This is a genomic window from Rhodococcus gordoniae, from assembly GCF_001646655.1.
Lineage (GTDB): Bacteria > Actinomycetota > Actinomycetes > Mycobacteriales > Mycobacteriaceae > Rhodococcus > Rhodococcus gordoniae.
In genome coordinates this window covers 1-9,205 of record NZ_LPZN01000063.1, presented here as the reverse complement: position 1 = coordinate 9,205, position 9,205 = coordinate 1, and the positions used below count along the sequence as shown (strand labels likewise).

Annotated in this window: 10 protein-coding genes and 1 pseudogene; 4 read left to right on the top strand and 7 right to left on the bottom strand. The window is 68.5% G+C overall.

What is annotated here, in order from left to right; translation table 11 throughout:
- Nucleotides 1-957 (top strand): LCP family protein (locus A8G18_RS19760; protein ID WP_483414367.1); only part of this gene is annotated, 957 nt, incomplete at its 5' end.
- Between the two features lie 141 nt (nucleotides 958-1,098).
- Nucleotides 1,099-1,644, top strand: coding sequence for a ferritin (locus A8G18_RS19755; protein WP_016932129.1), 546 nt, complete (start codon nucleotides 1,099-1,101; stop codon nucleotides 1,642-1,644).
- A 99-nt stretch (nucleotides 1,645-1,743) separates the two neighbouring features.
- On the opposite strand, the gene A8G18_RS19750 is transcribed toward A8G18_RS19755, so the two are convergent.
- The 4 genes from A8G18_RS19750 to A8G18_RS19735 all read right to left on the bottom strand — a co-directional run bounded on the left by A8G18_RS19750 (nucleotide 1,744) and on the right by A8G18_RS19735 (nucleotide 4,881).
- Nucleotides 1,744-2,661, bottom strand: a complete 918-nt coding sequence (locus A8G18_RS19750) for a DUF5926 family protein (RefSeq protein WP_064065216.1) — start codon at nucleotides 2,659-2,661, stop codon at nucleotides 1,744-1,746.
- Between the two features lie 62 nt (nucleotides 2,662-2,723).
- Nucleotides 2,724-3,497 carry a glycerophosphodiester phosphodiesterase gene (locus A8G18_RS19745; protein WP_016932131.1) on the bottom strand — a complete coding sequence of 258 codons (774 nt, stop codon included), beginning with the start codon at nucleotides 3,495-3,497 and terminating at the stop codon, nucleotides 2,724-2,726.
- Nucleotides 3,494-4,555, bottom strand: a complete 1,062-nt coding sequence (locus A8G18_RS19740; RefSeq protein WP_064065215.1) for a DUF4328 domain-containing protein — start codon at nucleotides 4,553-4,555, stop codon at nucleotides 3,494-3,496. The genes A8G18_RS19745 and A8G18_RS19740 overlap by 4 nt, the downstream gene beginning before the upstream one ends.
- Nucleotides 4,555-4,881 (bottom strand): rhodanese-like domain-containing protein, encoded by a 327-nt coding sequence (locus A8G18_RS19735; protein WP_016932133.1) that lies wholly within the window; start codon nucleotides 4,879-4,881, stop codon nucleotides 4,555-4,557. Before A8G18_RS19735 ends, A8G18_RS19740 begins: the two co-directional genes overlap by 1 nt.
- Nucleotides 4,882-5,140: 259 nt before the next feature.
- Between A8G18_RS19735 and A8G18_RS19730 the strand changes: the two genes are divergently transcribed.
- Entirely contained in the window at nucleotides 5,141-6,076 is a 936-nt protein-coding gene (locus tag A8G18_RS19730; protein ID WP_064065214.1) for an LLM class F420-dependent oxidoreductase, read from the top strand.
- Nucleotides 6,077-6,098: 22 nt separating this feature from the next.
- Here the strand turns inward: A8G18_RS19730 and A8G18_RS19725 are convergent, their stop codons facing one another.
- The 3 genes from A8G18_RS19725 to A8G18_RS19715 all read right to left on the bottom strand — a co-directional run bounded on the left by A8G18_RS19725 (nucleotide 6,099) and on the right by A8G18_RS19715 (nucleotide 8,602).
- Nucleotides 6,099-6,689, bottom strand: coding sequence for an Rv1733c family protein (locus A8G18_RS19725; RefSeq protein ID WP_245959022.1), 591 nt, complete (start codon nucleotides 6,687-6,689; stop codon nucleotides 6,099-6,101).
- 140 nt (nucleotides 6,690-6,829) lie between these two features.
- Nucleotides 6,830-7,498 (bottom strand): peptide-methionine (S)-S-oxide reductase MsrA, encoded by a 669-nt coding sequence (gene msrA / locus A8G18_RS19720; RefSeq protein ID WP_064065212.1) that lies wholly within the window; start codon nucleotides 7,496-7,498, stop codon nucleotides 6,830-6,832.
- A gap of 9 nt (nucleotides 7,499-7,507) precedes the next feature.
- Nucleotides 7,508-8,602 (bottom strand): acyltransferase family protein, encoded by a 1,095-nt coding sequence (locus tag A8G18_RS19715; protein WP_064065211.1) that lies wholly within the window; start codon nucleotides 8,600-8,602, stop codon nucleotides 7,508-7,510.
- Between the two features lie 297 nt (nucleotides 8,603-8,899).
- Here A8G18_RS19715 and A8G18_RS19710 point away from each other — a divergent pair.
- Nucleotides 8,900-9,205 (top strand): annotated as a pseudogene (locus A8G18_RS19710) (superoxide dismutase); the annotation flags it as partial.

The following is a 9,205-nucleotide window of genomic DNA, read 5'->3' as shown; positions in this document are numbered from 1 at the left end:
CTCGGTGCCCGGCGCATCCTGCGGCGACTGGCGATCGTCGCGGTCGTGCTCGTCGTCGCCATGGGCGCGAGCATGGTCTACCTCGACGGCAAGCTCGCGCGCGTCGACGCGCTGGCCGACTACGACGGTCGCGTCGGCGACACTCCCGGCACGAACTGGCTGCTCGTCGGTTCCGACAGCCGGGTGGGCCTCACCCCCGAGCAGGAACAGGAACTCGCGACCGGCGGGGAGGTCGGGGCCGACCGCACCGACACCGTCCTGCTCGTCCACATCCCGCCCGGTGGGGGCGCGACGACGATGGTTTCCCTGCCCCGCGACTCCTACGTGAGCGTGCCGGGCTTCGGTCAGGACAAACTCAACGCGTCCTTCGCGCTGGGCGGGCCGCAACTACTCGTGCAGACGGTGGAGGGCGCGACCGGTGTGCACATCGACCACTATGCCGAGATCGGTTTCGGTGGGTTCGCGTCGATCGTCGATGCGGTCGGCGGGGTCGACCTCTGCGTGCCGTACCCGATCGACGATCCGCTCGCCGGGCTCAGGCTCGAAGCAGGATGCCAGGAGCTGACCGGACCGCAGGCACTCGGCTTCGTCCGCACGCGCGCGACCCCGCTCGCCGATCTGGACCGGATGAACAACCAGCGTCTGTTCCTCTCGGCGCTGCTGAGCAAGGCGACGAGCCCCGGCACCTTCCTGAACCCCTTCCGGGCGTGGTCGCTGATGTCCGGTGCGGCCGGGTCGATGCGGGTCGACGACGGCGACCACTTGTGGAACCTCGCACGACTGGCGTGGGCGATGCGCGGCGAGACGGTCACCACCACCGTTCCGGTGGGCGGATTCGACGACGTCTACGGCATCGGCAACGTCCTGCTGTGGGACCGCGAGCGTGCCGTACCGTTCTTCGGAGCGATCTCGGAGGGCGATCCGATCCCGCCGGACCTTCTCGCCCCGGCCCCTTGACACGGCCCCGAGAAGAGATCTCGATCTTGGGTAAGGCTGTCCGAATTTCCCGTAGGGTAGCCGACACTGCGAAGCGCAAGGGTAGCCAATGCTTGGATGAAAAGGTCGCTGACCTGCATTAACGTCGTGATCATGACAACGATGGGCGAGATGACCAAGACCAAGTTCCACACGCTGCTGCACGACCAGATCCGCCACGAGTTCACGGCGTCGCATCAGTACATCGCCGTCGCGGTCTTCTACGACAATGCCGATCTCCCACAGCTGGCGAAGCACTTCTACGCGCAGGCCGTCGAGGAACGCAACCACGCCATGATGATCGTCCAGTACTTCCTGGACCGCGACATGGCCGTCGACCTCACGGGAGTCGACGCGGTGCAGTCGATGTTCGAGGATGCCCGCGAGCCGATCGCATTGGCCCTCACCCAGGAGAAGAAGGTCACCGATCAGATCGTCGAGCTCGCCCGCACCGCGCGCGACGAGGGCGACTATCTCGGCGAGCAGTTCATGCAGTGGTTCCTGCAGGAACAGGTCGAGGAGGTCGCGACGATGACGACCCTGCTGACCGTGGCCGATCGGGCCGGCGAGAACCTCTTCAACCTCGAGGACTTCGTGGCCCGCGAGCTGAACTCGAAGCCGAACGAACCGCGCGACAACGCCCCGCTCGCCGCCGGCGGCGCCATCTGACCGTTTCTCCATCCGGGGACAGCCCACCCGGAACGACGAAGGCCACCTCCCGCGGGAGGTGGCCTTCGTGCTCTCGCCGGAAGATCGGCGCAGGGATGGTCAGCGCAGGGTGACCTGACGGCTGCGCAGACCGTCGCGCGACCGTCGCTCGGCGGCGGTGAGCGGGTCGTCCACGGCCAGGGCCTCGTCGAGACGCCGGCCGAACTCGATGGTCGGGGCGACCCACTCGTCCGGGTGCTTGTCGCGGTCGAGATCGAACACCGGCACCAGCAGGCCGTGGGTGCGGAACGAACCGGCGAACCGCGATCCCTCACCGAGGTGCAGGCCACCCGCCGCATGCACGCGCGACAACGCGGCCATCAGCGCGTCCTCGTCCTCGGGTCGCACCCACCGCAGGTGCGCCTTCTCGCCCGGATCGACCCACCACGCGCCGCGGAGGCCGTCGCCTTCGAGCCGCGCCGACGGCAGCACGGCCTCGTTCGCGTGCTTGACGGTGTGGGCGATCTCGGCGCTCGGTTCGACCCCCGCCGGGATCCACCAGTCGAAGTCGTTGTGGACGGTGATCGCCGGCACGACCGCCGGGTCGATCAGGTCCGCCAGCGGCGGGGTGTCGTCGTCGACGTTCGCGACCTGCAGCGACGATCCCGGCTCGGCCGTGTGCGCCCAGTGCAGGGCCGCGGCCAGTTCGCCCGCCGGATCGGGGCCGAAGCCGGCGGCGAGCTGCAGGCCGACGTACGCGACCGGCGCACCGTTCTCCTCGCGGACCAGTGCCGCAACCCCGCCGGGAAGGATGGTCGCACCCACCACGCGGCGGCCGTCCTCGGCCGCGGGCAGCTCCACGAGGGCCGACGGCACGAACTCGCGCAGCGCCACGAGATCGCATTCGAAGGCGAGTCCTTCGAAGGGCCGGGACGTCGCGGCGGCCGCAGCTTCCCGCTCGAGCCGGCGCTGCTCGAGCTTCGCGGCGCGATTGCTGCCGGGCTTGGGTCCGCTGTTTCTCTTGCTCTTCTTGGCCACGGCGTCAACCTACACGGCGACCCGGATCGCGATGCCGAGGTCGCGGGACTCGACGAGGGTGCTCATCGGTCGAACGCGGCGTCGAGTTGCAGCTTGGTGCGGCCCGGGTGGTTCGTGGCGACCCACCCCACGCCCAGTTCACGGCACAACTCGACGTCGGCGGGGTCGTCGACGGTCCAGCAGTAGGTTGCCCGGCCGGACAGGGCCGCCCGGTCGACGAGGTCGCGGTGCTCACGCAATGTCGCGATGGAAGGTCCCACGGCGGTCGCGCCGACGGTGGTGGCGGCGCTCCCCCGCAGGTAGCGCGACGTCTCTCCCAGCAGCACGGTGGGCAGCAGCGGCGCGGCGCGGCGGATGCGCCAGACGGCACCGGCCGCGAACGACATCACCACCACCCGGGAGAAGTCGGCGGAGGCCGGAGTCGCGAGACCGAATCGTGCGAGCTCGGCGAGCAGTGTGTTTTCGACGAGGCCGCCGTAGCGGACGGGATGCTTGGTCTCGACGAAGACCTTCACCGGGACGCTCGTGAAGTCCATGACGAGTTCGAGCAGTTGCCGCAGGGTGAGCAGGCCGGCAGGTTCGCCGGGCCGTCCGTAATCGAACTGTGCCAGTTCGTCGAGTGTCATCTCGCTGACGACACCGGTGCCGTTCGACGTCCGGTCGATCGTGCGGTCGTGCACACACACCAGGTGGCCGTCGCGGGTGAGCCGCACGTCGCATTCGACGCCGTCGGCACCTTCCTTCAACGCGAGTTCGTACGCCCCGATCGTGTGTTCCGGGAGCGCGGCCGACGCACCGCGATGCGCGACGACCCGTGGGTGCGCACTGCGGGTCACGGCGCCACCGCCTCGGCGCGCTCCTCGTCCTCGACTCGTTCCGCGGGTCCGGCGTGCTCTTCCCGAGCGTCGGCCTCGACCTGCTCCCGCTCGCGGGCGACGGCGGCGGGGACGATCGGTGCGATCGGCGATGCGGCCGGGCCGGTCGCCTGGGTGAACCGACGACGGCGCAACGGCCGTCCCCACAGGTCGGCGTCGTCGAACAGGCGCAGCACGTGCAGGGTCGCGAGCGCGACGACCGCCCCGAGCACCGCGAGAACTGCGGTGAACAGAACACCGTCGGCGCGGGCCTGCAGCGTGTCGCGCTGACGCCACGCGAGGAGCGCCACGACGAGCACAGCGTCGACCACCCACAGCACCCACCAGGTGCGGATCGCGCGGAGCAACCGGGGGTCGCGGTCGGCGATCTCGATCAGGAAGACACCGGGCATCGCCAGGTTGAGGCCCGGAACGACGAGCCCCGCCAGGATGGACAGCGGCGAACGCGAGTCGGCGAGACCTCGCTCGGCGTAGACACGCCGGCGCAGGTCGATGAGGCGGAGTCCGGACGCGACCGCCGCGGCCAGTGCCACGACCGGACCGACGACCTGGGTCGCCCACACCGCGGCATCCGACACCGCGAGCACGAGTGGGTCGACGAGCCGGGTGCGGTTGAACAACAACAACCCGTACCGGACGGCTTCTGCGACCGCCGCGAGACCGAAGACGACGGCGGTGCCGACGAGCAGCGTCGGTGCGAGGTCGGCGGCGATGTCGGCGCGGCCGGGTTCGTCGTGGTCGTCGGCCGGGAGCGGATCGAGCAGTCCCCAGCGCGGCATCTCGCGGTAGGACGGTGTCCCGGACTCCGGGCGGGGCTGCGGCTGCGACGTCTGTCCGGTGGTCGGAAGACCACCCGCGGGGCGCGCGACCCAGCGGAAGTTGCGGCGCGAGGGAGGAACCGATCCGTCGGGGGCGACGGGCGAGAGCAGCACACCGCGGCAGGCCGGGCACCACTGCCGCGGCTGATAGGTCACGGGCCAGCGATTCTCACAGCGCACACAGATCTGATAGGCCGACATCAATAGATCTTCGCCGGTTCGTCGCGCTCGGAGACGAGCGGAAGTCCGTGCTTCTGCCACGCCACCATGCCGCCCGCCACCTGGAAGGTGTCGTACCCGAGGCGGGCCAGGTATTCGACCGCTCCGAGGGAGCGGCCGCCCTGCCTGCAGATCACGTAGATCTCGGCGTCGGGGTCGAGTTCCTCGATGCGGGCGGGCACGTCGGCGAGCGGAACGTGCAGCGCGCCGGGGGCGTGTCCGAGTTCCCATTCGTCGTCCTCGCGGACGTCGAGGAGGACGACCTCATCGCCCGGTTCGGGTACCAGGTCGACCGACACGGTGGGCACGTCGGAAAAGCTCACGTCTCAATAGTGGCACGCGCCGTGAGCCGATGTGGGCGTGGTCGTACCGATCCGGTTCTGCGGGTGGGACCTGAGGGCCCGCCCCCGTGCTCCCCACCAACCCCATCCGCTGGAGTTATCCACAATTTCCACAGGTTCATCAACAGGTCTATCCATGCATGGACAATCACTCTCGAGACATCTCACAGCGGACGGCCGACGCACCGGTACACCGCGTCGCGTCCGACGCTGGAATGATCGGTTCATGGAATTGCGTATCTTCACCGAACCCCAGCAGGGCGCCACCTACGACGATCTCCTCGCCGTCGCGCAGACCGCGGAACGACTCGGTTACGGCGCGTTCTTCCGCTCCGACCACTACCTCGCCATGAACGTCGAGGGGCTGCCCGGGCCCACGGACGCGTGGATCACCCTGGCCGGTCTCGCCCGCGACACGTCGACGATCCGCCTCGGCACGCTCGTCACCTCGGCGACCTTCCGGCATCCCGGTCCGCTCGCGATCTCCGTCGCGCAGGTCGACGCCATGAGCGGCGGACGCGTGGACTTCGGCTTCGGAGCCGGCTGGTTCGAGGAGGAGCATCTCGCCTACGGCATCCCCTTCCCCGATCTGAAGACGCGGTTCGACCGCCTCGAGGAGTCCCTCGCCGTCATCACCGGCCTGTGGGACACGCCGGTGGGCGAGACCTTCTCGTACGAGGGCGAGCACGTGCGGATCGAGCAGTCCCCCGCGCTGCCCAAGCCGTATCAGCGTCCCCACCCGCCGATCGTCATGGGCGGGGCGGGCAAGAAGCGCACGCCGGCACTCGCGGCACGCTACGCCGACGAGTTCAACGTGCCGTTCGCATCGCTGGACGAGACGAAGACCTTGTTCGAGCGCGTGCGCTCTGCCTGCCGGGAAGCCGGACGCGACCCCGAGGAACTGATCTACTCGAACGCACTCGTGCTGTGCTGCGGCCGGGACGAGGACGAGATCGCCCGTCGTGCGGCACGCATCGGCCGAGAGGTCGACGAGTTGCGGGAGAACGGGCTCGCGGGCACACCGCAGGAGTTGATCGACACGATCCGCACCTTCGCCGAAGCCGGGACGCAGCGCATCTACCTACAGGTCCTCGACCTCGCCGATCTCGAACACCTCGAACTGGTGGCGAGCGAGGTCATGCCTGCGGTCGCGGACCTGTAGCGGGGCCGGTGACTCCGGCTGCTCAGTGGCTGCTGGTGGAGCCGAGGAACGCTTCGATGTCCCGGCTCCACTCGCGGCTGCGGCGCACCTCGAGCCGCCAGTGCGCGAGCGCGAACAGTCCGGCCACGGCGACGAACGAGAACGTCCACAGCGACACCCCGGACAGCACCGCGGAGAACTTCGCGGCGGAGGTGGTCAGCGGGGGCTGCGTGTATTCCCCGGAACTCGCATCGACCCAGACGGGAACCTCGCTACCCGCGGTCGCCAGGCTGTCGACCTGCACGAGGGCCTGACGCGTCTCGTCGCCCCATCCCCAGGTCGCGGGGGCGGAGGAAATCTTCACGGTCTCACCCCAGCCGGAGGGATCGCCCGAGGCGTCGGCGTCGAGGACTGCCGTCACGGCGACGCGTTCGGCGTTCTGCTTCTCGGAGAGTTCGAGCTGGGAACTCCACATGGTGGCCGACACCCACACCGCGACGGGGATCAGGAGCGCCATCACGGCGACCATCAGGGTGAAGCATCGTGCCTCGAGCCTGTCGGTGCGACGCACGAGCGGATCCCGCCTGCGCAGACTTCGCCGTGTGCGCCGCAGGTACCCCGCTCTGGTCGTCATACCGGCACGCCGTCCCTTCCCCCTCTGGAATGATCCCTTTTCCCAGGATGCGTCTGCTCTCTGGGAAGTTCAAGGAACGCCAGCACATCTCACACTCACGATGTGAGGGGAGATGTGGTGCGCGACACCGTCTGGCGCTGTCAGGCGCCGAGACCCACCGGGCAGCTCACTCCGGTGGCATGCACGGGGCAGTACCCGCCGGGGTTCTTCGCGAGGTACTGCTGGTGATAGTCCTCGGCGTAGTAGAACTGCGTCAGCGGTGCGATCTCCGTGGTGATCTCCCCGTAACCGGCGTCCGCGAGGCGTTTGCCGAAGGCTTCGGCGGTGGCCTCGGCGACCTCGATCTGCGTCTCGTCGTAGGTGTAGATCGCCGAACGGTACTGGGTGCCGTGGTCGTTGCCCTGGCGCATGCCCTGGGTGGGATCGTGGTTCTCCCAGAACTGCTGCAGGATGCGGTCGTACCCGATCACCTTGGGGTCGAAGACGACGAGCACCACCTCGGTATGCCCGGTCCGGCCGGAGCACACCTCCTCGTAGGTGGGGTTGGGCGTGTAGCCGCCGGCATATCCGGCCGCGGTCGAATGGACACCGTCGAGCTGCCAGAACTCCTTCTCGGCGCCCCAGAAACAACCCATACCGACGACTGCGGTCTGCATACCTTCGGGGAACGGGGGAACGATGCGATTGCCGTTGACGTAATGGGTCTCGGGGACGGGCAGCGGTTCGGCGCGACCGGGGAGGGCATCCTCGCGCCCCACCATCTGCGACTTCGAACCTGCACGGGCAAGGATCTCGTCGAACCAGGACATGACCCGATGCTACGCGCGTGCCGGAGCGGCGGTCCGTTCGTCGGAGGCGGCCCGCTTCGGCGCCAGCCAGCGGTTCTTGATCCACTGCGCGGCCGGGACCTCGACGGCGCGGTACAGCACTTCGGCGACGAGACCGCAGCCGATCAGGAGGAGCGCGATCGCCGTGGTCGTGCCGACGATGCCCACGGTGTTCTCGTAGATCCGGTACATCACGAGCGTGTGGGTCAGGTAGATGCAGTAGCTGCGGGTCGCGACCCAGGAGACGACGGCCGAGCGCGCGAAGCGGCCGTCGTACCGCGCGACCAGCACGACCGCTGCGAAGACCACCGTCACCGTCCACAGGTAGCGGCTGCCCGACCAGTAGACGTTGATGTCCGTCGCCATCACGATCGTCGCGATCTGCGCGAACAGCGCCGCCAGCAGTGCGCGAAGCGAGATCAGCCCCGCCCAGCCGAAGTACACGATCTGCCCGAGGAACAGGGTCGGCAGGGTCGACGCGATCTTCGACAGGAACGGCACCGTGTACGGCTCGGGCACGTACAGGTTGTAGAGGAGCACGAGCATGCACAGCACGGCACCGAGCATCGGCACCGCCACCGGCGCCGTCCGCAACAGCGACCGTCCCGCCACGCACCACAGATAGAAGGAGATCTGCGCGGCGAGCGTCCACACCACGCCGAGCACGATCACCTGCGGTTTCAGGAAGAACGCGCCGAGGAAGAAGGACAGGAACGCCTCGGAGACGGACACGGTGGTGTGGCCGCTGAAGGTGCCGTTGATGCCCAGCCACACGAGCACGACCGCGGCCAGGATCGACACCCAGAAGGCCGGCAGGAGGCGCGCGGCCCGGGCGATCAGGAACTTCCGCCGGTCCTGACGGATCGCGGACCGGGTGACGAGCATGCCCGTGAGCATCATGAAGGCCGTCACGCCCACGGACGACAGATGCTGATTGAGTCCGGCGCCCTCGACGAGCACCTCGTACGTGAGGTCGATGCCCCACCAGCCCGTACCGAGGTCGTCGATCAGATAGAAGGCGATGTGGGAGTAGAGCACGGCCGCGACCGCGACGAACCGGACGAGGTCGACGCCCGGGAGGTCCACACGCGGTGCGTCGGCCCCGCGTGTCGGTTCGTTCAGGAAGGGCCGAAACACGCGCCAATGTTAAGGTCCCGTTCACGCGGTGGTTGCCGACGGTCCCGTCGTACGACGGTTTCCGCTGGTGGGAGCCGTTGTCCGGAGGCGTCGCCCGTGTCGGGTGCTCTACGCCACAGTCGGGGTCCGGCCGTGTCCGCATTACGGCGAATGTTGCGGACGGTGTAGTTATGGGTTTGGGTGGAAACCCGAAAAGGTACGGAATAACTGCACGGGCCGGACGGCCCGGTGAAGAAGGGACCCTTCGTGGCTGAATACACACTTCCGGACTTGCCCTACGACTACGCAGCGCTCGAGCCGCACATCTCGGCGAAGATCATGGAGCTGCACCACTCGAAGCACCACGCCACCTACGTCGCCGGTGCGAACACCGCCCTCGAGAAGCTGGCCGAGGCCCGCGACAACGGCACCATGGCGGCGCAGGCGACCAAGCTCGAGAAGGACCTCGCCTTCCACCTGGGTGGTCACACCAACCACTCCGTCTTCTGGAACAACCTCTCCCCCGAGGGTGGCGACAAGCCCGAGGGTGAGCTCGCGGCCGCGATCGACGAC

Excerpts from the sequence above, each read along its gene's own strand:
- A8G18_RS19730 (WP_064065214.1), top strand. The coding sequence starts at position 5,141 with ATGGAATTGCGTATCTTCACCGAACCCCAGCAGGGCGCCACCTACGAC.
- A8G18_RS19755 (WP_016932129.1), top strand. The coding sequence starts at position 1,099 with ATGGGCGAGATGACCAAGACCAAGTTCCACACGCTGCTGCACGACCAG.
- A8G18_RS19725 (WP_245959022.1), bottom strand. The coding sequence starts at position 6,689 with ATGACGACCAGAGCGGGGTACCTGCGGCGCACACGGCGAAGTCTGCGC.
- msrA (WP_064065212.1), bottom strand. The coding sequence starts at position 7,498 with ATGTCCTGGTTCGACGAGATCCTTGCCCGTGCAGGTTCGAAGTCGCAG.
- A8G18_RS19740 (WP_064065215.1), bottom strand. The coding sequence starts at position 4,555 with ATGTCGGCCTATCAGATCTGTGTGCGCTGTGAGAATCGCTGGCCCGTG.